The 22,879-nt window shown below is 55.1% G+C and carries 21 protein-coding genes; 15 read left to right on the top strand and 6 right to left on the bottom strand.

Going from position 1 to position 22,879, the window contains the following annotated elements; translation table 11 throughout:
- The first annotated feature begins 19 nt into the window (after positions 1–19).
- The 5 genes from I6L46_RS16485 to I6L46_RS16465 all read left to right on the top strand — a co-directional run bounded on the left by I6L46_RS16485 (position 20) and on the right by I6L46_RS16465 (position 3,991).
- Positions 20–655 (top strand): LysE family translocator, encoded by a 636-nt coding sequence (locus I6L46_RS16485; RefSeq protein WP_040069927.1) that lies wholly within the window; start codon positions 20–22, stop codon positions 653–655.
- A 57-nt stretch (positions 656–712) separates the two neighbouring features.
- Entirely contained in the window at positions 713–1,843 is a 1,131-nt protein-coding gene (locus tag I6L46_RS16480; RefSeq protein ID WP_216952614.1) for a PotD/PotF family extracellular solute-binding protein, read from the top strand.
- Positions 1,844–2,233: 390 nt separating this feature from the next.
- The gene (locus I6L46_RS16475) at positions 2,234–2,890 is read left to right on the top strand and encodes a DUF3313 domain-containing protein (RefSeq protein WP_110304241.1); all 657 of its coding nucleotides are present in this window, start codon (positions 2,234–2,236) and stop codon (positions 2,888–2,890) included.
- Between the two features lie 100 nt (positions 2,891–2,990).
- The gene (locus I6L46_RS16470; protein ID WP_042054283.1) at positions 2,991–3,353 is read left to right on the top strand and encodes a cystatin domain-containing protein; all 363 of its coding nucleotides are present in this window, start codon (positions 2,991–2,993) and stop codon (positions 3,351–3,353) included.
- A gap of 125 nt (positions 3,354–3,478) precedes the next feature.
- The gene (locus I6L46_RS16465; protein ID WP_216976378.1) at positions 3,479–3,991 is read left to right on the top strand and encodes a cupin domain-containing protein; all 513 of its coding nucleotides are present in this window, start codon (positions 3,479–3,481) and stop codon (positions 3,989–3,991) included.
- Positions 3,992–4,092: 101 nt separating this feature from the next.
- Here I6L46_RS16465 and I6L46_RS16460 read toward each other — a convergent pair whose 3' ends face one another.
- Positions 4,093–4,593 carry a DUF1993 domain-containing protein gene (locus I6L46_RS16460; protein ID WP_216976376.1) on the bottom strand — a complete coding sequence of 167 codons (501 nt, stop codon included), beginning with the start codon at positions 4,591–4,593 and terminating at the stop codon, positions 4,093–4,095.
- A 311-nt stretch (positions 4,594–4,904) separates the two neighbouring features.
- Between I6L46_RS16460 and ydfZ the strand changes: the two genes are divergently transcribed.
- The 5 genes from ydfZ to I6L46_RS16435 all read left to right on the top strand — a co-directional run bounded on the left by ydfZ (position 4,905) and on the right by I6L46_RS16435 (position 8,569).
- The gene (ydfZ, locus tag I6L46_RS16455) at positions 4,905–5,102 is read left to right on the top strand and encodes a putative selenium delivery protein YdfZ (protein WP_005342516.1); all 198 of its coding nucleotides are present in this window, start codon (positions 4,905–4,907) and stop codon (positions 5,100–5,102) included.
- 203 nt (positions 5,103–5,305) lie between these two features.
- A complete protein-coding gene (locus I6L46_RS16450; protein WP_216976374.1) occupies positions 5,306–5,743 on the top strand; it encodes a DUF2846 domain-containing protein in 438 nt (145 codons plus the stop codon).
- Positions 5,744–5,910: 167 nt separating this feature from the next.
- A complete protein-coding gene (locus I6L46_RS16445; protein ID WP_197070546.1) occupies positions 5,911–6,585 on the top strand; it encodes a GNAT family N-acetyltransferase in 675 nt (224 codons plus the stop codon).
- Positions 6,586–6,624: 39 nt separating this feature from the next.
- On the top strand, positions 6,625–7,464 hold the full coding sequence (locus I6L46_RS16440; RefSeq protein WP_042056991.1) for an ImmA/IrrE family metallo-endopeptidase: 840 nt from the start codon (positions 6,625–6,627) through the stop codon (positions 7,462–7,464).
- Positions 7,457–8,569, top strand: coding sequence for a beta family protein (locus tag I6L46_RS16435; RefSeq protein WP_216976372.1), 1,113 nt, complete (start codon positions 7,457–7,459; stop codon positions 8,567–8,569). The genes I6L46_RS16440 and I6L46_RS16435 overlap by 8 nt, the downstream gene beginning before the upstream one ends.
- On the opposite strand, the gene I6L46_RS16430 is transcribed toward I6L46_RS16435, so the two are convergent.
- The 4 genes from I6L46_RS16430 to I6L46_RS16415 all read right to left on the bottom strand — a co-directional run bounded on the left by I6L46_RS16430 (position 8,561) and on the right by I6L46_RS16415 (position 13,903).
- Positions 8,561–9,118: a sce7726 family protein gene (locus I6L46_RS16430; RefSeq protein ID WP_216976370.1), complete on the bottom strand. Its 558-nt coding sequence runs from the start codon at positions 9,116–9,118 to the stop codon at positions 8,561–8,563. The two genes, I6L46_RS16435 and I6L46_RS16430, sit on opposite strands and share 9 nt — an antisense overlap.
- 86 nt (positions 9,119–9,204) lie before the next feature.
- Complete coding sequence (gene uvrD, locus I6L46_RS16425; RefSeq protein WP_216976368.1) at positions 9,205–11,376, bottom strand: DNA helicase II; 2,172 nt, start codon at positions 11,374–11,376, stop codon at positions 9,205–9,207.
- A 12-nt stretch (positions 11,377–11,388) separates the two neighbouring features.
- Positions 11,389–11,949: a hypothetical protein gene (locus tag I6L46_RS16420; RefSeq protein WP_216976366.1), complete on the bottom strand. Its 561-nt coding sequence runs from the start codon at positions 11,947–11,949 to the stop codon at positions 11,389–11,391.
- Positions 11,933–13,903 (bottom strand): hypothetical protein, encoded by a 1,971-nt coding sequence (locus I6L46_RS16415; RefSeq protein ID WP_216976364.1) that lies wholly within the window; start codon positions 13,901–13,903, stop codon positions 11,933–11,935. Before I6L46_RS16415 ends, I6L46_RS16420 begins: the two co-directional genes overlap by 17 nt.
- A gap of 643 nt (positions 13,904–14,546) precedes the next feature.
- Between I6L46_RS16415 and I6L46_RS16410 the strand changes: the two genes are divergently transcribed.
- From I6L46_RS16410 to I6L46_RS16395, 4 genes are all read left to right on the top strand, one after another.
- Positions 14,547–15,545 carry a BMP family protein gene (locus tag I6L46_RS16410; RefSeq protein ID WP_005340803.1) on the top strand — a complete coding sequence of 333 codons (999 nt, stop codon included), beginning with the start codon at positions 14,547–14,549 and terminating at the stop codon, positions 15,543–15,545.
- 85 nt (positions 15,546–15,630) lie between these two features.
- Positions 15,631–17,196 (top strand): ABC transporter ATP-binding protein, encoded by a 1,566-nt coding sequence (locus tag I6L46_RS16405; RefSeq protein ID WP_075116180.1) that lies wholly within the window; start codon positions 15,631–15,633, stop codon positions 17,194–17,196.
- A complete protein-coding gene (locus tag I6L46_RS16400) occupies positions 17,196–18,314 on the top strand; it encodes an ABC transporter permease (protein WP_005357011.1) in 1,119 nt (372 codons plus the stop codon). The genes I6L46_RS16405 and I6L46_RS16400 overlap by 1 nt, the downstream gene beginning before the upstream one ends.
- Positions 18,315–18,316: 2 nt before the next feature.
- Complete coding sequence (locus I6L46_RS16395; protein ID WP_021230728.1) at positions 18,317–19,282, top strand: ABC transporter permease; 966 nt, start codon at positions 18,317–18,319, stop codon at positions 19,280–19,282.
- Positions 19,283–19,548: 266 nt separating this feature from the next.
- Here I6L46_RS16395 and I6L46_RS16390 read toward each other — a convergent pair whose 3' ends face one another.
- Entirely contained in the window at positions 19,549–21,540 is a 1,992-nt protein-coding gene (locus I6L46_RS16390; RefSeq protein WP_216976362.1) for a bifunctional 2',3'-cyclic-nucleotide 2'-phosphodiesterase/3'-nucleotidase, read from the bottom strand.
- Positions 21,541–21,873: 333 nt separating this feature from the next.
- Here I6L46_RS16390 and I6L46_RS16385 point away from each other — a divergent pair, with 333 nt between their 5' ends.
- Entirely contained in the window at positions 21,874–22,815 is a 942-nt protein-coding gene (locus I6L46_RS16385; protein WP_216976359.1) for a hypothetical protein, read from the top strand.
- Positions 22,816–22,879: the final 64 nt, after the last annotated feature.

The following is a 22,879-nucleotide window of genomic DNA, read 5'->3' as shown; positions in this document are numbered from 1 at the left end:
CGTTAAAGCGAGAGTTGTTATGCTGACCAGTCTGTTCGTTACCCTCGGCCTGATGCACCTGATTGCACTGGCCAGCCCCGGCCCCGATTTCGCCCTGATCCTGCGCACCAGCCTGCACCGGCCGACCGCTCTTGGCGCGGCGCTGGGCATCTCGCTGGCGATCATGGTGCACGCCACCCTGAGCCTGACCGGGATCAGCATGCTGATTGCCAGCCATCCGCTGCTGTTTATGGTGATCAAGTGCTGCGGCGCCCTCTATCTGGGCTGGTTGGGGTGGGGCGCCCTGATGGCGGCTCGCCAGCAGAGCAGTACCGTGATGCAGAGCGCCGCCAACGAGCTGCGCGGCTGGGGCAGGGGCGTGCGTACTGGCCTTGCCACCAACCTGCTTAACCCCAAGGCGCTGGTGTTCTTTATCGGTCTGCTGGCCGCCATGGTGACGCCAGAGGTGGATGGAATGACCCGCAGCCTGCTGGTGGGCGAGCTCTTCATCATCTCCCTCTGCTGGTTCGGGCTGCTGGCGTGGAGCCTCTCCACCGATCGTGCCCAGCGCCTGCTGCTGCGGGTGCAGCGGCCACTCAATCTGGTGACCGGCGTGCTGTTTGCGGTGGTCAGCCTCTCCATTCTGGCGAGCATGGGGGCCGAGCTGATGGCCTGACGAGTCGGCGCATGGGCCTATACTCCAACAAGGTTTACCTGTCAGGAGTACCCGGCCATGCGTCTACTGCCTCTTTGCTGGTTGTTGGGGATGACCCCGGCGCTGGCGGCCCCGGTTCAGCTCAAATTGCTGGAGTGGGGCTATCTGCCTGCGGGTTATGAACAACAGTTTGCCGACTACGCCAAAGCCCATGGGGTGGAGGCGACGGTCAGCCGGATCGAGCCGCTGCTGACCGATTTCGACAGCGTCTACCGCGCCCTGCGCACCCGCAGCGCCGATGTGGTGCTGCCGACCAGCTACTTCTACAAGGCCCATCACCAGCCGCTGTTCAAGCTGCTGCTCCCCATCGATTTCAATCGCCTGCAGCACTACCCCGAGGTGAAGCCCGCCCTCAAGAACACCGAGTATGACAAGCAGGGGGAGCGCAACTACTCGGTGCCCTTTTCCTACGCCATGTTCAGCCTCGCCTATGACAGCAAGCAGGTGCCGCAAGCGCCCACCAGTTGGCAGGTGCTCGCCAACAGCTCGCCGCCCGGTCAGTTTGCCGAGTTCTGCGACCAGTTCGAGCCGCTGCTCTTTTCGGTACTGCTCTCGCTGGGCAAGTCGCCCGCCCTGTTTGCCAGCGGCGAGATGCTGGCCGACAAGACCTTGCAGCAAGAGGTGGAGCAGCAGCTCTCGCAGCGGCTGCGAGCCAGTCGCGGCTTCTGGTTCAATCAGGCCAACCGCTGCGAGGATCTGCGCCAGCAGACCTTTGCCACCACCTGGGGGCTGGAGCTGGTGGAGTGCAACAAGCAGAACGAGCAGCAGTGGCGGATCGCCATGGTGCAGGAGGGGGCCATCTATGCCCTCGATGCGATCTCCATCGCCCGTCATGTTGGCGATGATCCTGCACGGCTCAAGGCCGCCTACCTGCTGGTGGATTTTCTGCTGAGCGCGCCGCTGCAACGCCAGATGCTGGTGGGCACGCCCACCATTTCGGCCAGCAATATTGCCTCCCGGCCACCCCTCAGCCCGCAGGAGCAGGCGGTGCTGCCGGATCGCCCGCTGCCGGAGTTTGACGAGCGGCTGCTGGTGCCCGCGTTGCCCGCCCATATCAAGAATCGCTACAAACGGATGGTGCAGCAGGCGATCGTCGCCAGTGGCAAAGAGGGGCTGGTCAAGCAGTGCCCCTGGGATCTCGATAACTGATGGGTGTGCCTGTCGCTTCTCCGGCGGCAGGCAAGTTTGCGCAAGATGGCTGATGATCGGTCATCGCCTGTTCCAGGGCATTTCCCCGTTCAACTCACGCCGCTCGCGGGCTCGCATCGTTTGAAAAAACTGAGCGCTTTTCGCAGCCCCATTTAGCCGGATTAAACAACCAAACCCTCGCCAGATTGCCGTTCATACCCTGGCTGATCCTGTATAAAAGCACCGTAATTGTGACAACTTGGATGTGAGCTGAACAATCCTGATCTGTTGCTTGTGGGAAGGTGATGAATAGGTTATTTCTCTGTGACATTGGCGGCATCCGGCACGGGTTCTCCAGCCATGTGGTGTGAAATCCACAGCAAAAACAAACAGTAAAATGCAGGAGCAAATATGAAAAAGGTCGTGATGGTTGCCGTGGCTGCGGCCCTGCTGGGTGGCTGCGCCGTCAAGAATCAGGTATCCCACAGCTTGCAGGCGATCCCGCTGACTGCCTTCCAGCAGAGCGAGAGCAACCCCAATCAGCGCGTCTACAAGGAGCCGGGCGTTGACCTGCGCCAATACAATGAGGTGCTGCTCGATCCGCTGCAGTTTATCCGGCAGGAGAACGGCCAGTGGTATCTGCTGACCGCCAACGAACAGAACCAGATTGGCCGCTACTACCACGACAAGTTCCAGAGCGAGCTGATCAAGCAGGGCGTCAAGATCGCCACCGCCCCCGGCCCGAAAGTCATGCGGATCCAGGCCGCCGTCACCAACTTCGACCTGACCCGCCCCGACCCCAAGCTGCGTGACCTGCTGCCGGCCAAGATCGCCATCAACGTCACCCGCGAAGTGATCGGCAAGGAGCCTTACCTGCTCAAGGTGGGCAGTATGGCCCAGCTGCTCGACTCCCAGAGCGGCAAGCTGCTGGTGCGGGTGATGGATGCCCGCGAGAGCACGGATACCACCCACAAGGATGAGCCCATCACCGCCGGGGAGATGGAGAAGATGATCGACCAGTGGGCGGCCAGCCGCGCCAAACAGCTGGCGGACAATCTTGGGCGCTGATCGATTGGTGCGTCCAAGCGGGGCGCAGCGGGAGCCTTTTGGGCTGCAATAATGGCAAGATGTTGATAAGGTGGTCATTTTGCAGGCAGGAGAAAATGATATGAAACGTGTGTTGTTACCCATCCTTGTTGCTGGCCTGTTGAGTGCCTGCAGCACCTCGTCACCCACGCCTGAGTGTGCACCGATGGCGGGTGGCTGGCAGAGTCAGCCGTTGCCCAATGCTGAAGGAGAGGCTGCGCTGGCCAGCGTGCTGGCTCGCATGAACACGGCCGCCAAACTGCAGAGCATCCGCGAGGTGCGCAGCCAGGTGGTCTCCGGGGTCAACTACGACATCGAGTTCCAGCTCGACAATGGAGAGGTGTGGAACACCCGTGTCTATCGGGATCTTGCTGGCAACTACCAGATGACCCGCCCGGCTGCACAGGGTGAGCTTCCTCCCTTGCCTTGCGTCAAGGCCAAGTAATTCCTGCTTGTTGAGCCCCTCGCCAGAGGGGCTCATCTGACCAGAAAATTTCTGCTTTTCTCCCCGCATTCTGACAGTCAGGATGACCCTTCCCGTGACTGCATCCTCATGGAAAAGGAACCGCTATGAATCGCCCCCCCTGCATCAAACACTGGCGCGAGCTGCAAGAGCAGACGCCGCGCTACTACTCCGGCAGTCAGGAGCCCCTGTCGCGCGGTTGTGCCCTCGGCAAGCACTTTGGCTTCAGCCGCATCGGCATTCACCACGAGATTGTCGAACCCGGCCATCGCACCAGCTGGCCCCATGCCGAGAAGACCGAAGACGAGTTTGTCCACGTGCTGGAAGGGACGCCGGATGTCTGGCTCGATGGCGTGCTCTATCGTCTGCAACCGGGCGACTCGGTCGGCTTCAAGGCCGGTGACGGGCTGGCCCACGCCTTTATCAACAACACCGAAGAGACTGTCCGGCTGCTCTGCATCGGCGATACCGATCGGGAGGACAACCGCATCCACTACGCCGTGCATCCCGAGCGTAATATCACCCTTGGCAAGCTGCACTGGGATGATGTGCCCGAGCGCGAGTTGGGGGATCACGACGGCCTGCCCGACAAGCTGCGCGAGCGCAACGGCCCCTTCTAGGGCGCAGCTCTTCTGCGCACCAGCTATGCACCACCCGATATAAAAAAGCCTGCCGCGTGGCAGGCTTTTGCTATCTGTTTGCCGCCTGTAGCGAGCGGCGCTTATTGCAGGTTGAGCCCGCCCAGATAGTCGCGCTTGCCGAGTTCGACCCCGGCGCGGCGCAGCAGGGCGTAGGCCATGGTGAGGTGGAAGTAGAAGTTGGGAATGCCGTACTCATGGATGCAGGTATGGCCATCCATCCCCTTGCCGCCCGCCCAGTGGGGCACGTAACGGCCGCTGGCATACTGGCTGTAGTCCGCGTCCAGCTTGCCTTGCAGATAGCTGATGGTCTTGCCGATGTGGGCGCGCAGATCGGCGATGGTTTTGGGGTCATCTCCCAGCACCGGCAGCTCGCTGTGGCTGGCGGTGGCCACCACGGCGCGGGCCGAATCGCAGCAGATCAGCACCTGCTTGGCCAGCGGCAACATATCGACGATCAGCCGCTCGCCGAAGAAGTTCTCCACGTTGAACTGCTTCGCCGCGGCGTGGGCCTCGGCCTTGGCCAGGCAGTGGTCGAGGTTGGTCAGCATCTTGATGAACTGGGCGGTAATGTCGCGATTCATGAGCACTCTCCATCTTGTTGAAACAGCGGCCCGCTTGCGCGGCCACAGTGAATGAGACTGGCTAATCGGCCACCAATATACCCCAACCGCTGCCGGGTTCGAGCCCGCCACGACGAAAAGGGCAGGGCAGCGCTACTTCGCGCGACAACTGCTGGCCAAGCGGCCATGCTCGCTTTCTGAACCTATGAGTCCCATATCGCCCCTTTTTTGATCTGTGACATAAATCACCTTTTTTCAGAGGCGTAGGCTGAATGCCGTTGTCCTGGACACGCGCCTGCGTATTCGCCAGGACACAAGAAAAGGAGAATGAAATGAAGATCTATGACCGTAACCGCAATGTGCTGAACCTGGGTCAGCGCGTGATGATTGCCGCCACTGGCGCAGTCGATTTTCTGAAAGAGGCCCACACCGACAATATGACCCCCTATCAGGCGGAGCATGAGAAGTGCGTGCTGCTGGCAAACTCCGGGGAGCGCTACGCCCCCATCGAGTTGATTAGACTAGGCTGATCCCTTTCCCTGTCACCCTACTCTTTACAATTCACCCGGCCACCGCGCCCCATCTGGCGGCCGGGTTTCTGAGTTTCCCCCTTCATCCCACCAAATGCCGGAAAATTGAACCGGGTCACACCCCGACCGATTTGAGCGATTGTCAGCCACTGCAGGCTCATGCGAACCTTTAAATCCCGTTAACCCACTAAAAAATAACGACTATGTTCAGGCCAATAATGATGAGTGCCGCCCTGCTGTCGGCGGCGCTGCTTTCCGGTTGTGCTTCCGTACCCATGGCCGATGCCACCGCAGACGCCCAAGCCAAGCAGTTTGTGGCGCCCAAGGATGCGGCAAACCTCTATATCTATCGCAACGAGACCTTCGGGGCGGCCGTTAAAATGCCGGTGCTGGTGGATGGTATGGCGGTCGGCGACACAGTTGCCCACACCTATATCCTCAAGCAGGTGACGCCGGGCAGCCACACCATCACCTCCAAGTCGGAGAACGATGCCACCCTGACCCTTAGCACCGAGGCGGGTAAAAACTACTACGTCTGGCAAGAGGTCAAGATGGGCCTGCTGATGGCCCGCTCCAAGCTGAGTCAGGTCAGTGAAGAGGAGGGCAAGCAAGGGGTGATGGAGAGCAAGTTAGTTAAGTGACGTAACAGAAAGCCTGTAATTCGACTAGAAATTTTTAGCTGGAACTGAATATTTTTGATTGTAGAGGTATCCCCCGAGACTTTTTCATAACTAAAGGCATCATTTTGCTCGAAAGTTTAAGTATTGTATGATAGTCAAATGAGCTCCAGCCATGAATGGGATTTCAGATGGATCATATTGAAAGTTTAATAAAATCAGGGTTGATTACTGTTCCACCAGAAACGGTAATTTATAAAACCAGCTTAATGAATAACTCAGGCACAATGAAAAATGTTAGAGTTGTTAATGGTTGGGATGTGATTTCTGCATATAATTGCGACAAGACTTGGAGTACTTACCGATTTCGGCTTGCTGAGTTCATAGATGAACAATATTCAGAGGCGGAGCGTCAAGAAATATTGAAAACTATACAAGTAGAGGATGGCCATTGGAAGTGGCTGAATAAAGCTATTTTTCTAAATTCACCAGAATATCAATGGTATTTCATTAAAACAGATGATGATATTGAAGGGGCTTGCCTTACATATCATCCTAAAGATAGTTTTTTATCTAAAGAAAAAATATTTTACATAGAGTTTATCGCTGTTGCTCCATGGAATAGAAAAAACCCAATGGAAGAAAAGCGGTATAACAATATAGGAAGCTTACTATTACGTGCGGTAACCAATTATTCAGTCAACCACTTAGGTCTTACATATCAATTTGGCCTTCACTCTCTTCCACAAGCAGTTGGTTTTTATCAGAAGATAGGAATGGTCCATTGCCAAGAGGCTGATAAAGACCAATTATGTTACTTTGAAATTGATAAACAGCACTCAATAAACTTTGTAGGATCACTATAAAATGGATGTTGTAAAATTATTTTCAAAGGGGGGCTTTTAATGGCTGGGAAATATGCTGACCCTGACTTCAATGATTTTTATAAGCGATATTTAGAAGTCAAGAATGAGATTAATAATTTACCAAAAAACATAATCAAAAAAGATTTTTCACATGGCGACAATAAATATGAAAATTACTATACCTTAAGCAAGGCTCTCATAAGCAATGAACATTGCTTATTTAGAAAAAGTGACAAATCATCTGATGCTTTAGTTCATTACTGGCTGTCTAAAGCTGCGCAAAAAGCCGCATTGATAGCAAATGGCTCTAGATTAATGCCATTTGAGATGTTTGAACTCGACTATATATCATCACTCATAAAAAGGAGTGTAGACCCTAACTCAATTATTGATTTGCCACGAGAATTGATCAGTAAAGGAATAATTCTTATTTATGAACCTAGCTTAGAAGGAATGAAACTAGATGGCGTGGTATATAAGAATAGTACTGGTAATCCAGTAATTGCTCTTAGCTTTAGGTATTCTAGGGTTGATTCATTCTGGTTCACATTAGCTCATGAATTAGCGCATATATATCTACATTATGAAAAATTAGACAATGCTATTTATGAGGATTTTGATTGCGTCGATAATAATAATCTCATTGAGCTACAAGCAAACAAATTAGCAAAGGAACTTCTTGTCGATAAGAAGATGTGGAGGGGCTCACAGGTTAGAAGGCTACCGACTGAAGAAGGAATAGAAAAATTCGCCAAAGAATTAGGCATCCATCCAGCTATCATCGCAGGAAAAATTAGATTTGAGTCTGGAGACTACAGACTATTTTCTAAACTTGTACATAGTGTTAATTTAAGGGAGATAATTTTCAGAGATGAATAACTACATTCCATTTCTTAAATTAAAAGGCAGTGAAATAAGCGCTCTAATTGCCCTTCAGGAAAGTGAGAGAGCGCTTATCACTCCTTTTTTTGATTTCCCTCGTCGAGATGAAAAGAAAACTAGAAACCCTCTAGTAGAGCAGAAAACAAAAGAAGAGAACTTCACCTCTGCATTATCATCTACGAGCAAACGACTTCAAAAAAAACTGTCAGATTTAAATGAGTTTTACCTTGATAATTATGATCTAGAAGACTCTTTTCGACCGAATGGAAGAGGATCTTATGAGCAAATAATAGAATCTTTCGCTCCTCTTGGCATGATCCCTGTCATTGGATTAGATCGGTCTGAGGATCACATTGATTCTATATATAAAGCCAATGAAAAAAAGGCTTTCTCACATAATCGAATCGCAATTAGACTGACTAAAGATGATTTTTCATCACCATTCAAACTAATTGAGGATGAAATTTCGGAATTACATGATAATATTTTATGTTTTTTCACTAAAGTTGACTTGATATTTGATTGTAGAGTCATCGGCCAACAGGACGTGCTTGATATAGAAAATAAAATATTAGATTTTATAGCTGATATAGAGAAAGATTATAGCTTTAATGCAATAATAATCACAGGCTCTATAATTCCTGCTTCAATCGCAGACATAGTAAAGCCCAATTCTGTTGAAACTTTCTCTAGAAAAGAAATAAGTTTATATGAGAACGTTAAAGGTCGTTATAAATCCACAGCCCCCATTTTTTGTGGAGACTATACCTGTGTCAGCCCAGAATATTCAGATACGGATTTCTTTGCAGAAGATTTGCAAAATATAATGGCCGCCAAGGTAATATATCCATTCCATAAAAATGGAAAAGAGATTCAATATATAACTAGAGGCGGGCGATTGAAAAAAGACAGGACTCAATATATCACTCTGTGCAATGAAATTATATCACATCAGATGAGTTTTTTTAGAGGGCATGCATTTTCATTTGGTGATTGTTTCTTATATAACACTGCTCATGGCATAAAAAAAGAAACGGTCACTCCTGCATCTATAACAAAACCATTAATAAATCTTCATATTAAATATATGATTTCAAGATGATACTCTATCTATGAGCTGTTCAGCGATTAAGTTAGACAGCTCTTTCTTTGAGCTCGAAATGGCAATTTCTACACTAATTTTTTCTCGGGTATGGTTTTTTTTAACGTTTATTATTGATTTTTTGTTTACGATATTTAGCATTTCAACTTTCCATAAAGTTTGTAACGCAGTTACTTTTGAAAACATGGGGTTTAAAGATGCTTTTCTTTTATACGAGAAAATAACTGCACCATCTTTTATTTTAGCCTCTATTATTCCCCAGTATGACGGAGCTAAGTTAAAAGACTTGTCTAGATGATTTTGGGTTGTAATTAATGTTATTTTCCGGAATGCCAAATCATAATGTAGGGATTGCTTTTGTAGCCTTTCTATTTTGTCGCTCTCACCCTTAATTTCAAAACAATGTAAATCTCGTGACAGAACAACGATATCGGCTATTGCATTTCCATTATCTACAGATAACTCTTCAATAATTTTTTTTGGTGCTGGCCTTCTTTTATATAACCATTCAATAAATGCACTTCTAATCAACTTGTCATTTAACTTCATTAGCTTGTACCACAATATATGGTTGGTTTTTTCTCTGTATATTAGACAGAGAACAACGATGCAAGATGTACTCGCACCGTTGTGAATCAAATAATATCTAACCTCGCATACGCCGTCACCAGCCACTTGGCGCCGACCTCATCGAACTGGATCTGCACCCGGCTCTGCTGGCCGACCCCTTCGAAGTTGAGTACCACCCCTTCGCCGAATTTTGGATGGAGCACCCGCTGGCCGAGCTTGATACCGCTGGCGTCGAAGCTCTGCTGCACCTCGTTCTGGCTAAAGCGGCCGTACTGGGTGGGGCGGCTGACCTGAGTGCGCAGCCGGATCTCTTCCAGACACTCGGCGGGCATCTCGCGGATAAAGCGGCTCGGCTTGTGGAACATCTCGCGGCCGTAGATGCGGCGGCTCTCCGCATAACAGATGTAGAGCTTCTCCATGGCGCGGGTCATGCCGACGTAACAGAGGCGGCGCTCCTCTTCCAGCCTGCCCGACTCCTCGGTCGATTGCTGGCTGGGGAACATCCCTTCCTCGACGCCGACCAGCAGCACCAGCGGGAACTCCAGCCCCTTGGCGCTGTGCAGGGTCATCAGCTGCACCGCGTCGGCATATTCGTCCGCCTGATTCTCGCCCGATTCCAGCGCCGCGTGGGCGAGGAAGGCGGAGAGATCGCTCATATCTTCCAGCTCGTCCGGGCGCTGGTACTGGCGGCAGGCGGTGACCAGTTCGTCCAGGTTCTCTACCCGCGCCTGGGATTTCTCGCCTTTTTCCGCCAGATACATCGCCTTGAGGCCGGAGTTCTGGATGGCGATATCCGCCTGCTGGTGCAGTGGCAGCATGGCGACCTGCTCCTCCAGCGCGTCAATCAGTTCGACAAAGCCGCGCACCGCATTGCCGGCGCGACCGGTCAGCACCTTGTCGTTGAGCAGCGCCTTGGCCGATTGCCACAGGTTGAGCCCCTGATCGCGGGCGTTGCCGCGCAGGATCTCGAGGGTGCGATCGCCGATGCCGCGGGTCGGGGTGTTGACCACCCGCTCGAAGCTGGCGTCATCGCCACGGTTGTTGATAAGCCGCAGGTAGGCCATGGCGTCTTTAATCTCTTGCCGCTCGAAGAAGCGCAGGCCGCCGTAGATGCGGTAGGGCATGGCGTCCTGCATCAGCGCCTCTTCCAGCACCCGCGACTGGGCGTTGGAGCGATAGAGGATGGCGCAGTCGGCCAACAGGCCGCCCTTTTCCTTCCAATCCTTGAGACGGCCGACCACGAAGCGCGCTTCGTCCACCTCGTTGAAGGCGGCGTAGAGGGAGATCGGCTCACCCTCGGCCCCTTCGGTCCACAGCTCCTTGCCAAGACGCTCGGCGTTGTTGGCGATGACGCTGTTGGCCGCTTTGAGGATATTGGCGGTGGAGCGGTAGTTCTGCTCGAGGCGGATGGTCTCGGCGCCCTGATAGTCGGTCAAGAAGCGCTGGATGTTCTCAATCTTGGCGCCGCGCCAGCCGTAGATGGACTGGTCATCGTCGCCGACGATCATCACCTTGCCGCTGTTGCCCGCCAGCATCCGCAGCCAGGCGTACTGGATGCCGTTGGTATCCTGAAACTCGTCCACCAGGATGTTCTGGAAGCGGTCGCGGTAGTGCTCGAGGATGTGCGGCTTGTTGAGCCACAGCTCATGGGCGCGCAGCAAGAGTTCTGCAAAGTCCACCAGACCGGAGCGATCGCAGGTCTCCTGATAGGTCTTGTAGATCTGCTGATAGGTGCGGGTGACGGGATCGCCGTAGAGATCGATGTCGCCGGGGCGCAGCCCCTCGTCCTTCTTGCCGTTGATGTAGCCCATCACGGCGCGCGGGGCCCAGTGCTTCTCGTCGAGGTTGAGCGCCTTGAGCACCCGGCGGATCAGCCGGTACTGGTCGTCGGAGTCGAGGATCTGGAAATCCTGCGGCAAGCCCGCATCCAGATGGTGGGCCCGCAGCAGGCGGTGAGCGATACCGTGGAAGGTGCCGATCCACATGCCGCGCACGCCGTCGCCGATCACCTTCTCGACCCGGCCGCGCATCTCGGCCGCTGCCTTGTTGGTAAAGGTGACCGCGATGATGGAGAAGGGTGAACAGCGTTCCACCTGCATCAGCCAGGCGATACGGTGCACCAGCACCCGGGTCTTGCCCGAACCGGCACCGGCCAGCACCAGCAGGTTGCTGCGGGGCGCCGCAACGGCATCTCTTTGCTTGTCGTTGAGCCCGTCGAGCAGGGTTGAAACGTCCATCACCACTCCTGTTTATTTATACAGGCGGGGATTATACGGAAGTTCTGCCGATCCTGAAATGCATGATTCCCGAGGTGGCACAGGTTGCTGTTTTTGATAGTGGCGTTTTCGGAGCAGCCGTTGTTCACCTGTTGGGGTGAGCGTGAGGTCTTCTCCTGCCAGTTCATGGGTGGCTATCTGATAACTCATCTCGGCTGCGACCACGTTACCTTCGGGCAGCGTGCCATGAACTCGATAGAGGCGCAGTTTCATTTCGCTCAGATAGGCTTTTTCAAAATAGAGCGGGCAGTCGCCTAGCAGTAATACACCTTGCTCGTAGTGTGATCGCTGGTTATTGACAGCGCGCATGGAGAATAGGCTGAGCAGCGAGAGCTTTTTGGGAAGGAGTTCACGATGAAATTCGCGGGCGTAAATACGATAAACAAGCATCCCTTGCTCATCGTATACAGCGTTCGAATAGTCACGGTAGTGTTCTGTGACTCCGAGCGCCAAGGCGCCCGGAGTGAAGCTGATGAGCATTGTGGCAAGCAGTGCCACAATGCTCGGGCTGTTGAGGTTACTGAAGCGCAGCACAATCTACGACATCAGATTGGCCGTTTTCGGTACGACGGCACTCCAGGAAGACCTTGCCGAAGGTAGAGCCTTCACGGGGTCTCAGAGTGACTTCGGTATGGTAGGGAACAACCGGAGCGCGAGTGACGTGCATGATGTAGCTTGCCGTTTGATCGAACTCGTTTTGGACGAAGTCTGAGGTGTATTCAACTTTGAAACTCAGTTGCGGCATGATCCAGAAGCGATTCTCCTGAATAGCAGCAACTTCTGCTGGACTCAACCCGCAAACCGGGTTGCCCATCATCTTGGAGTACTCTTCGGAGTAGGAACCCATGTTGCCTTCGCAGGTGCCTGCGCCAACGAGTACATCGACGTCATTACGATCCAGCCCTTCGCTGAAGAAGGGGTTCAAATCCAGTTTGACGGAGATGCCGTTACCATTGGTGGAATCGACGATGACGCTCGCTTGCTGACCATTCAGGTGTTTATCCAGTGCTTCAGCCAGCTTGAGGGTGTTCTTGGCCTCTTCTGCATCGAGATGCAGAGATGTCAGGGCATTCCCCAGATTGGCAGTCAGCTTGGCGGCTTCAGCCAGTTGGGTACGAGCCAGCTTGAGACGGTCGGCCTGATTGATTACAAAAAATTGGGGGTCTTGCCAGAGCAGAGCGGGATTCACATCTGCATCAGTGTACTCTGCGGTGATCTGTGTATTCAGGAGAGAAAATTTCCAGCTACTTTGATTCCCCTGAAACCATGGATAGGCTGGATTACCGTAGATGTGCGCAATGCCAGTCTCTTCAAAATTAAGAATGGGTACAGACAGATCTTCCGTTTTGGGCTGCAGGTGGCGATCATCACCATAGTGGTATGCGGCCATGATATTCAGACCAGAAGCCATAGCGATGGCGCTGGCACGCAGGGCGCGAACCTGATCGTAGGAGAGCGTCAGCTTATCGCTATCGCCGTAGGCTGCCTTGTACTCCGGGTTAACAATATTGCCCAGACTATTGGCGGTGTCCTGCATCTTGACGGCATATTTTGCCAGCAGGTCTGCTACGTCCTTGGTATTGCCAGTGGCCTCTTTAGCGGTCAGGCGAGCATGGTTAACCACTGCATCCAGCACTTTCGCCAGCATGGTGGTATAACTCTGGCCAGCCTGTGACGGTGTAACATCGAAGCGCTTGCTGACGATTGGGTCGTTGGTCACTTCCATCATGGCGATAATCGCCAGCATGATCTGGCGATCGGCTTTGCCTTGCTCATCTGCTTCGGTGCTTAAGCGATCTTTATAGCCGCGCAGCGTATTTTCGAAGTCAGTCTGTTCCCAATGCTTGCTCTGTTCCACCAGGTCGCGCAGCACATAATCTACGGCGGCAGATTTGCCATTAGCTTTGGCCAGCGAGTCATTCATATGTGCTTCGGCTGCTTTGGTATCAACCACTTTTTTGTCGATCTGCGCCTGTTTCAGGGCTTCATTCAGGCTAGTGTTAAACTCGTTATCGCTGCCAAAACGAAGAGTGTTGCCTAGCTTGACCACATCCTCTGTTTTCAGAGTAATCCCGTTACTTGCATCACCGTCCGCATCCATAGTTTGCAGCAGTGCAGCGATACGAATGGCGCGATCTTTGTCACCCTTTTCTGCGATGGTATATGGGGTTACCAGGGTCTGGCCCTTTTTAACCTGAGTTTCCCCAAGCGGGATTGAGCCCAGTTTGAATGTACAGGTGTCACCGTCATTAAAGAGGAACTGGCCTTGCTCATTGGTTAACGCGCTGTAATTGCCGCATTTGTAGTTCAAACCTGCTACCGCACTATCAATAAAGGTGGCAGTCAACGCAGGTTTGGTGGCGTTTCCACCATTGCCACTGTTATTGCCATTATCTGTGCTGGCACCATCGCCACCACCGCCACAACCTGCCAGTGCCAAGCTGGATAACGCTGCCACAACCGATAAAGCCAGAACATTTTTTTTCATTTTTATTTCCCTGAAACAACGATGCATATGTCACCGGCACCTGGCTGAGGAAGTCAGAATGGGTGGCATGAATTGATGCAAAAGAAGCCCAATTGATGTTTTTATTAGTTTCATTTGAGATCCGTGCGGCGGGCATCATACAGGGGCTCATATGGTTTTCAACTTGATCTGGATCTCGAGTTCATATGAATTGTGAGCTTGCTCAACAAAGTGGAGGTGGGGGCTCATTGTTGGTTAGGGAATGTTGACTGGAGAGTATTAGAGAGAGGGTCTGTGAGTGTTGGTCGTTCCCAGCTGTAGCCAATCCTTGCTCGCGCGGTTTGTGGGGATTTTGCGAGCCGGATCACGGGCTTGCCGGGGGGCTGGATGAATAACAGGGGAAAACGGTTTACAGTAACTTGCTGAACAATAAGAGAAATGTCGTTTGGGTCTTTTGGTTGTTAGCATAAAAAACTGAAAAGTAGCTAAAAAACAACTGCTTATAAGGTTATTTGCTTAGAATTCAAACCGTTAACGCAAACGTTTTTCCCTTATCATTTGCTTGACCCGCATCGGGGCTGACTTAGAGTAAGCCTGCGTGCTAGATAGCCTGTTCTGACAGGCAAGCAAGTTCCCTCACTTAATAACAATCAAGGATACGATCGTGACTAAAGTGCTCAAGCTGGCCACTGTGGCCTCCCTCACTCTCGCTGCTCTCTCTGCTCAGGCTGCTTCCGAGCCAGCCGTCATTTATGACACCGCGGGCAAGTATGACAAATCATTCAACGAAGCCGTGTTCCGTAACGGCGTCGAGCTCTACAACAAGGACAAGGGCGTCAAGGTCAAAGAGTTTGAACCCCAGAACGAAGCCCAGCGCGAGCAGGGTCTGCGTCGTCTGGCCAGCCGTGGCAACGGCCCGATCGTCGCGGTCGGTTTCAACATGGGTTCTGCCGTAGAGAAAGTGGCGACCGAGTTCCCGAAAACCCAGTTCACCATCATCGACATGGTGGTCGACAAGCCGAACGTCCAGTCCGTCATCTTCAAGGAGCATGAAGGTTCCTTCCTGGTGGGCGCGCTGGCTGCCATCGCTTCCAAGAGCGGCAAGGTCGGCTTCGTGGGCGGCATGGATATCCCGCTGATCCGCAAATTCCAGTGCGGTTACGAGCAGGGTGCCAAGTTCGTCAATCCGAAGATCGAAGTGTTCCAGAACATGGCGGGCTCCACCCCTGCCGCGTTTGCTGACCCGGCCAAAGGTGCCGAGCTGGCCAAGTCCCAGTTCGCCAAGGGCGCTGACGTGGTTTACGCCGCAGCTGGCGGTACCGGTATCGGTGTCTATCAGGCAGCCAAGGACAGCGGCAAGTTCGCCATCGGTGTGGACTCCAACCAGAACCACCTGCAACCGGGCACCATGCTGACCTCCATGGTCAAGTCTGTGGGTCTGGCCGCTTACCAGACCTGGGATGACGCTGCCAAAGGCGAGTGGAAGCCGGGTATCAAGAACCTGGGTCTGGCCGAAGGCGGTGTGGATTGGGCGCTCGACAAGGACAACGAGAAGCTGATCACCCCGGAAATGAAAGCCAAGGTGGATGCCATCAAGGCTGAAATCATCGCTGGTAAGGTCAAGGTTCATGACTACATGAGCGATAACACCTGCAAATACTAATTAGATAGCTGCTACGACTCTCAACGCACCACCGGCCCGCACGGGCCGGTTTTTAGTCTTATTTCATGAAACGCAGGGCTGCATCATGGACCAGACAGATCGCTATGCCATCGAATTAAGAGGTATCGATAAGCGGTTCGGCGAAGTGTACGCCAACAAGCTGATCGACCTTAAGGTTCGCAAAGGCAGTATCCACGGCATTGTCGGCGAAAATGGCGCCGGCAAGTCCACCCTGATGAGCATCATTTATGGTTTCTACCATGCCGACAAAGGCGAGATGCTGATCGACGGGAATCCTTTCAAACCCCATGGCTCACAAGATGCGATTGCCGCAGGGGTGGGTATGGTTCACCAGCACTTCATGCTGGTCAACAACTTCACCGTATTGGAAAACGTCATCCTCGGCGCTGAGAACGGCTGGCACCTTCAGCAGAGTGTGGCGTCAGCCGAAAAGTTGCTGGGCGAACTGGCGCGAGACTATGGCCTCGACGTGCCGCTGCACGAGAAGGTCGAAGATCTGCCGGTTGGCTTGCAACAGCGGGTCGAAATTCTCAAGGCGCTTTATCGCGGCGCCCGCATCCTGATCCTCGACGAGCCGACCGGGGTACTGACCCCGCAAGAGGCGGATCACCTGTTCGAGGTACTGAAAAAGCTGCGGGATCAGGGGGCGACCATCATCCTTATCACCCACAAGCTGCGGGAGATCCTGGCCATTACCGATCAGGTCTCCATCATGCGCCGTGGCGAGATGGTGGCACACGTCGCCACCAAGGATACCGACAAGGAGCAGCTGGCCGAGCTGATGGTGGGTCGCAAGGTACGCCTCAAGGTCGACAAGGGGCCAACCCAGCCCGGTGAAGCCAAGCTGAAGATCGAAGGGCTCAGCTACTTCGACGCCAGCAAGGTAGAGCGGGTCAAATCGGTCAGCTTCGAGGTGCGCGCCGGTGAAGTGGTCGGCATCGCCGGGGTCTCCGGCAACGGTCAGTCCGAACTGCTCAGCCTGCTTGGCGGCATTCTCAAGCCGAGCAAGGGCAGCTTCACCATCAGCAGCCGCAGCGGCGTGCACAAGGTGAGCGCGGAGCACCCGGCCGATCCCGAGCTGGTGCGCAACTACGGCCTCGGCCATGTGCCGGAAGATCGCCACAAGATGGGGCTGATCAATCGCTTCGAGGCGAAAGAGGCCTTTATTCTCGGTTATCACCGTCGCCCGCAATACAACAAGGGTTGGCTGCAGAACAAAGAGGCGATCCAGCAGGATTGTCAGGCCAAGATGGAGAAGTGGGACGTGCGCCCACCCCATCCCGACCACAAGACCGCCAACTTCTCCGGTGGCAACCAGCAGAAGCTGGTGATCGCCCGTGAAGTGGAGCAGGACCCGGATGTGCTGTTGATCGGCCAGCCGACCCGCGGGGTCGACATCGGCGCCATCGAGTATATCCATCAGCAGATCATCGCCATGCGCGACAAGGGCAAGGCGGTGTTGCTGGTCTCGGTGGAGCTGGACGAGATCATGAGCCTCGCAGACCGGATTCTGGTCATTGCCGATGGTCGCATCGTCGGCGAGCTGGATGGTGCCAAGGCGGATGAGCGCACCATTGGTCTGATGATGGCGAACATAGTGCCGGACGAAGTTGCCAAGGAGGCCCACTGATGAGCCAAGTACGTATTCCTGCCTGGGTCTCCGTAGGCGTCTTGTCTGCGGTCAACATCCTGCTGGCCTTCCTGGTGTCGGCCATTCTGTTCTACTACCTCGACATCAACCCGGTCGATGCCGCCAAGATCATGTGGTACGGCGCGTTCGGCACCGGTGAAGGGGTTGGCTTTACCCTCTACTACGCAACCGGCTTTATCTTTACCGGTCTGTCGGTGGCGGTCGCCTTCCACGCCGGTCTGTTCAATATCGGTGGTGAAGGTCAGGCCTATATCGGCGGTCTCGGTGTCGGTCTGGTCTGTCTGATGCTCGGCGATGTGCTGCCGTTTGCCCTGCTGTTGCCGCTCTCCATCATTGCCGGTGGTCTGTTCGGTGCAGCATGGGCCTTTATTCCGGCCTGGCTGCAAGCCAAGCGCGGCAGCCATATCGTTATCACCACCATCATGTTCAACTTCATCGCCGCCTCCCTGATGGCCTATCTGCTGGTGGAGGTGTTCAAACCGCCCGGTTCGATGGCGACCGAGAGCAAGGTGTTTGCCGAAGCAAGCTGGCTGCCCAAGATGAGCGGGCTGGCGAACCTGTTCGGGATGGAGATCCCCAACAGCCCGCTCAATATCAGCTTCTTCTGGGCGCTGATCTGTGCGGCGCTGGTGTGGGTCTTTATCTGGCACACCCGCTGGGGTTACGAGATCCGCTCGGTCGGCGCCAGCCAAAGCGCCTCCGCCTACGCCGGTATCTCCTATCCCAAGGTTGTGATCCTGGCCATGGTCATCTCCGGCATGCTGTCGGGCTTCTTTGCCCTCAACGTGCTGCAGGGTGAGCTGCACCAGATCAAGCTCAACTTCGTGGAAGGGTTCGGCTTCACCGGTATCGCGGTGGCGCTGATGGGGCGCAACCATCCGGTCGGCGTCATCATCGCCAGCCTGTTGTTCGGTTTCCTCTATCAGGGGGGCGCCGAGCTCAGCTTCGAGTTCGGTGTCGACCGCAACATCGTAGTGGTGTTGCAGGGTCTGGTGATCCTGTTCTGTGGCGCCCTTGAGCACATGATGCGTCCGCGCATCGAGCAGCTCTATCTGGCGTTTGCCAACCGCTCAGCCGCGCAAGCTAAAGGAGTCTGATCATGTTTGAAATTCTGATCCTGATGCTGGATGCGACCATCCGTACCGCGCCGCCGCTTATTCTGGCCGCCATGGCGGGCATGTTCTGCGAGCGCTCCGGGGTGGTCAACATCGCGCTGGAAGGCAAACTGCTGGCGGCGGCGTTCGCCAGCGGTGCGGCGGCGGCGGTCTCCGGTTCCGCCTGGATAGGTCTGGGTGCCGGGGTGGGTGTCTCCATCCTGTTCGCCCTGATGCACGGCTTTGCCACCATCACCCACCGCGGTGATCAGGTGGTGAGCGGCATGGCCATCAACATTCTGGCGGCCGGTCTGACCGTCACCCTGGGCCGTTACTGGTTCGATCAGGGTGGCCAGACTCCGGCGCTCTCCGGTGATGCCCGTTTCGCACCCATCGATCTGCCCTATGCCAAGGAGCTGTGGGATGTGCCGGTGATCGGCCAGCTCTACAGCGAGCTGCTGAGCGGCCACTCCCTGCTGGAGTACGTTGCGTTCGCCTGCGTGCCGCTGGCCTGGTGGGTGATGTTCCGTACCCGCTTCGGTCTGCGTCTGCGGGCGGTGGGCGAGGCACCGGCAGCGGTCGATACCGCCGGTATCTCGGTGGTGCGGATGCGCTACACCGCGCTCCTCATCGGCGGCCTGCTGGCCGGTATCGGTGGCACCTATCTGGCGGTGGCCCAGACGGCCCAATTCATCCCCAACATGAGTGCGGGCAAGGGCTTTATGGCTCTGGCGGCGCTGGTGTTCGGCAAGTGGCGCCCCTGGAATGCCATGGCAGCCTGTCTGCTGTTCGGCTTCCTCGATGCGGTCGCCATCCGCCTGCAAGGGGTCAGCATCGGTGGCTTCGCCATTCCGGTGCAGGCTATCGAGGCACTGCCCTACATCTTGACCGTGTTCCTGCTGGCCGGTTTTATCGGCCGCGCGGTGGCACCCAAGGCACTTGGTACACCTTATGTGAAGGAGCGGGAGTAGCGCCTTTTATCGCGATATTCCCGATCACACAGATAACAGCAGGCCCACTTCGGTGGGCCTGTTTTTTTATGGGCGGGACGGGGCAGGCCAGCCGGGATCTGGATGGTGTGATAGAGGGGGATGATGGCGTGAAGGGATAAAGGGGCTGCGTGAGTTGCTCCGGGTAGCGGCTGGCTTACAGGTGCATATCCCGCTGCCAGTACCATTAAAAACCCCCTCTTATCAGGAGGGGGTTGCATTGGTTATTGCCGGATTAACCCTGAGGTTCAGGGTGCCAGCACCAGCTTGTAGACGCCAAAGCCGGGGTGTTTGGTATCGGTGGGCGGCAGGGTCTCCACATAGTTCAGCTTGCCACCGGTCAGGGATTGCGCCTCGCTGCGTGGCGAGCTGTAGATACGCAGATCCAGATTGGCGGGCAGTGGGGCCAGCTGCCAGTTGTTGTCTGCCGGGGGCTCGAAACCGGCCGGATTCTTCTCTGCCAGATCCTTGAGGTATTCGGAGAGCACTTCGCGGGTTTCGAACTGATCTTCATGGACGATCACCTTGGCGTTGATGCCCGGGAAGTTGCCACCACCGCTGGCGCGGTAGTTGTTGGTCACCACGTAGAACATCTGGGCCGGGTCGATCGCCTTGCCCTGATAGGTGAGGTTGGTGATGCGATAGCTGTCGCTCACCTTGTTGCCATCCACATCGTAACGGGCGGGTTTGGTCACATCGACCTGATAGTTCACTCCGTCGATCACGTCGAAGTTGTAGGTGCGGTACTTCTCGTTCACCAGCCACTGGGTCGCGGTGCTGGCGGCATCGATCTTGTTGAACTGGACGGCACTCTTCTCCAGCCACTCCTGTACGGTCGCGCCATTGATGGCGACCACCTGCAGGGTGTTGGGGTAGACATAGAGGTCGGCCACGTTGCGCAGGGAGATATTGCCAGCCGGTACATAGGTGAAGTCGGTCGGGCCGTTGCGACCGCCACGGAATGGCGCGGCGGCGGAGAGGATGGGCCATTTCTCCTTGAGCTGACCATCCTGTTGCAGCTTCTTGGCGTGCCACAGCTGAGCGTCGCTGACGATCTGGATGGAGGGGTCATCCTGCACCAGCGCGAAGAAGCTGTGGATTGGCTTGGTGATCTTGCTGAGGGGCTCGTCCAGCCACTGGTTGGCCTGCTCGTGCTCGGCAATGACCTGATCGACTACCGCCTGATCTTCGGTGCTGCTGGCGCTGCTGTCGATTTTGCGCAGCTGGGACTGGCTGGAGGCCACTTCCCAGCGACCCTCTTTCCAGGTCATGTGCAGGTCGATGATGCCGAGGTGGTTACCCCAGACGCCCGGCATCACGGTCGGTACGCCCGCCAGAGTGCCTTTCTCGTTGTCCACGTCGGTCATGTTGGGGTAGTCGCCCGGGAAGGTGCGATGGGCATGGCCCAGCAGTAGGGCATCGACCCCTTTCACTTTGGCCAGCGGCAGGGCGGCGTTCTCCATCATGGGTTCGCGCGGGTCACCAATGATGCCGGTGTGGGCCACGACCACGACGATGTCAGCGCCCTTGGCGCGGATTTCGGGTACATAGTGCTCGGCGGTCTCGACCATATCGGCCACCACCACCTTGCCTTCCAGATTGCGCTTGTCCCACTGGGTGATCTGGGGCGGAGTCAGCCCCAGCACCCCGACCTTGATGGTCTGGGTGTTGCCGTTGGCATCCTTCACCTGACGATCCAGCACCACATAGGGTTTGAACTTCTGCTTGCTCCAGTCGATGGTGCCCTTGCCATCACGGCTGAAGGCATCGGCCTGAAAGACGTTGGCGTTGATGTAGGGGTAGTTGGCCCCTTTCAGGGTCTCTGAGAGGAAGTCGAGACCGAAGTTGAATTCGTGGTTGCCCAGGTTGCCGACATCATAGCTCATGGTGTTGAGCGCCTTGATGGCGGGGTGGGTCTGCTTGCTCAGCCACTGCTGTTTGACCTGCTGGTCGTGGATATAGTCGGCCAGCGGGGTGCCCTGGATCAGGTCGCCGTTGTCGATCAGCAAGTTGTTGGCGTTTTCTTCGCGGGCTTTGCGGATCAGCACAGCGGTGCGGGCGAAGCCCAGCGAGGCATCCGGCTTGTTCTGGTAGTAGTCGTAGCTCAGCAGGTTGGAGTGGATATCAGAGGTTTCGATCAGCCGCAGGGTGAGATCACCGGGGGCCTGAGAATTGTTGTCATCACAGCCGGACAGCAAAAAGATAATTGCCACCGCGCTCAGTTTGAGGGTGGTTTTCATTGTTGGATTCTCTTGTTATGGGTATGCCAGCGTGGTGCATTCTATCGACAGCAAAAGAATCCGATTGTGAGCAGGCTGGCAATTCGGGCTAATTACCCTCCTGTTAATAGAGTTATGATTCTGATTTTCATCTGTTTTTTCTGGTCGCTACCCTCGCTGCTTTTCCGCCGTTAGTCACCGCCGTGCGGTCGGGGCAAGCGGCCAAGCGCTTCTGCGAGGCTGTAATGGTTGGTTACAGATCTCCATTCGACTGATAGATGACCTTTCCCTTAAATTCAGCGGCGATTGATTGCATCTAAAAAATTACAAAGCGACAGCAAGGAATAAAACCTCATGAAAATGCACAACAAAGCGCTGCTGGCCATCGCCTGCGCTGCTGCCCTGTCTGCCTGTGACAGCGAAAAAGCTGCCAACAGCATTGCCAAGCGGGTGCCACTGGCCCTGCCGGAGGCGGGTCTTTACCAAGCGAATCTGATGAGCCGCGACGGCGACAAGGCGACGCCGCGCATGATCAAGGATCTGGATGGTCTGGCGCTGGTCTACCCGAAGGGTGAAACCGTGCAGTACTGGGGTGTCTGGGTGGATCATCAGGTGGGCAAGGTCGAGACCAACAGCCAGTGGCTGGGTCAGGCTGACCAGAAAGCCGACAAAGACGGGATCTACCCGGTGCAGTTGATCCGCAACAGCGAGCGGCTCGGCACCAGCACGGCGCTCAGCTCGGTGACCAACGACCACAACCTCATCACCTTCCAGGATCAGCCGGTCATCGATCTGCAGGGCAAGGAGATCAAGCGCTGGGTTTTTGATTTCACCCGCACCGGCACCAAGTTCTCCGACAACTCCCCCATCTATTCCGGTTTCAGCGGTCATGTGGCGGTGACGGCCCTGACCACCAAAGCGGTGACCACGGCCAGCTGGAGTGCCACGGACAGCGATGGCTTCAGCAGCGACATGGTGGGCAAGGTGGATACCACCAACAACGGCGGCAAGCTGACGGTAGCGATCGAGTTCCCGGCGGCAGGTTGTACGCTGGTGGGCGAGGGGAGTGCCGCTGCAGGGTTGAGCAAGCTGACCATGACCGGGTTTGGCAAGTGCAACTTCAAGCAATCCGCTGCCGCCACGCCGATCGAAAACCTCTGGAATGCTGCTCTGGCCCGGGGGATGGATAACCGCGTCGCTTATGTCACCACCTATACCACGGATGCCAAAAAAGAGGCGCTGGTCATCGGCTTCCCCGACACCAATGGCTTGCTGATCACCGCTGACAAGCGATAAGCAGCTAACGGCAGGGGTGGGCAAACGCGCCTGAAACAACAAGGGAGCCAGTGGCTCCCTTGTT

The organism is Aeromonas sp. FDAARGOS 1416 (genome assembly GCF_019048085.1).
Classification (GTDB): Bacteria; Pseudomonadota; Gammaproteobacteria; order Enterobacterales; family Aeromonadaceae; genus Aeromonas; species Aeromonas veronii.
This window is presented reverse-complemented; position numbering and strand designations above follow the sequence as displayed.

What these genes read in the sequence shown, in the direction of transcription:
- I6L46_RS16415 (WP_216976364.1), bottom strand. Translation starts at nt 13,903, where the DNA reads ATGAAAAAAAATGTTCTGGCTTTATCGGTTGTGGCAGCGTTATCCAGC.
- I6L46_RS16470 (WP_042054283.1), top strand. Translation starts at nt 2,991, where the DNA reads ATGAAACGTGTGTTGTTACCCATCCTTGTTGCTGGCCTGTTGAGTGCC.
- I6L46_RS16485 (WP_040069927.1), top strand. Translation starts at nt 20, where the DNA reads ATGCTGACCAGTCTGTTCGTTACCCTCGGCCTGATGCACCTGATTGCA.
- I6L46_RS16440 (WP_042056991.1), top strand. Translation starts at nt 6,625, where the DNA reads ATGGCTGGGAAATATGCTGACCCTGACTTCAATGATTTTTATAAGCGA.
- I6L46_RS16405 (WP_075116180.1), top strand. Translation starts at nt 15,631, where the DNA reads ATGGACCAGACAGATCGCTATGCCATCGAATTAAGAGGTATCGATAAG.
- I6L46_RS16465 (WP_216976378.1), top strand. Translation starts at nt 3,479, where the DNA reads ATGAATCGCCCCCCCTGCATCAAACACTGGCGCGAGCTGCAAGAGCAG.
- I6L46_RS16390 (WP_216976362.1), bottom strand. Translation starts at nt 21,540, where the DNA reads ATGAAAACCACCCTCAAACTGAGCGCGGTGGCAATTATCTTTTTGCTG.
- uvrD (WP_216976368.1), bottom strand. Translation starts at nt 11,376, where the DNA reads ATGGACGTTTCAACCCTGCTCGACGGGCTCAACGACAAGCAAAGAGAT.
- I6L46_RS16460 (WP_216976376.1), bottom strand. Translation starts at nt 4,593, where the DNA reads ATGAATCGCGACATTACCGCCCAGTTCATCAAGATGCTGACCAACCTC.
- I6L46_RS16480 (WP_216952614.1), top strand. Translation starts at nt 713, where the DNA reads ATGCGTCTACTGCCTCTTTGCTGGTTGTTGGGGATGACCCCGGCGCTG.
- I6L46_RS16445 (WP_197070546.1), top strand. Translation starts at nt 5,911, where the DNA reads ATGGATCATATTGAAAGTTTAATAAAATCAGGGTTGATTACTGTTCCA.
- I6L46_RS16400 (WP_005357011.1), top strand. Translation starts at nt 17,196, where the DNA reads ATGAGCCAAGTACGTATTCCTGCCTGGGTCTCCGTAGGCGTCTTGTCT.
- I6L46_RS16395 (WP_021230728.1), top strand. Translation starts at nt 18,317, where the DNA reads ATGTTTGAAATTCTGATCCTGATGCTGGATGCGACCATCCGTACCGCG.
- I6L46_RS16450 (WP_216976374.1), top strand. Translation starts at nt 5,306, where the DNA reads ATGTTCAGGCCAATAATGATGAGTGCCGCCCTGCTGTCGGCGGCGCTG.
- I6L46_RS16435 (WP_216976372.1), top strand. Translation starts at nt 7,457, where the DNA reads ATGAATAACTACATTCCATTTCTTAAATTAAAAGGCAGTGAAATAAGC.
- I6L46_RS16475 (WP_110304241.1), top strand. Translation starts at nt 2,234, where the DNA reads ATGAAAAAGGTCGTGATGGTTGCCGTGGCTGCGGCCCTGCTGGGTGGC.
- ydfZ (WP_005342516.1), top strand. Translation starts at nt 4,905, where the DNA reads ATGAAGATCTATGACCGTAACCGCAATGTGCTGAACCTGGGTCAGCGC.
- I6L46_RS16430 (WP_216976370.1), bottom strand. Translation starts at nt 9,118, where the DNA reads ATGAAGTTAAATGACAAGTTGATTAGAAGTGCATTTATTGAATGGTTA.
- I6L46_RS16385 (WP_216976359.1), top strand. Translation starts at nt 21,874, where the DNA reads ATGAAAATGCACAACAAAGCGCTGCTGGCCATCGCCTGCGCTGCTGCC.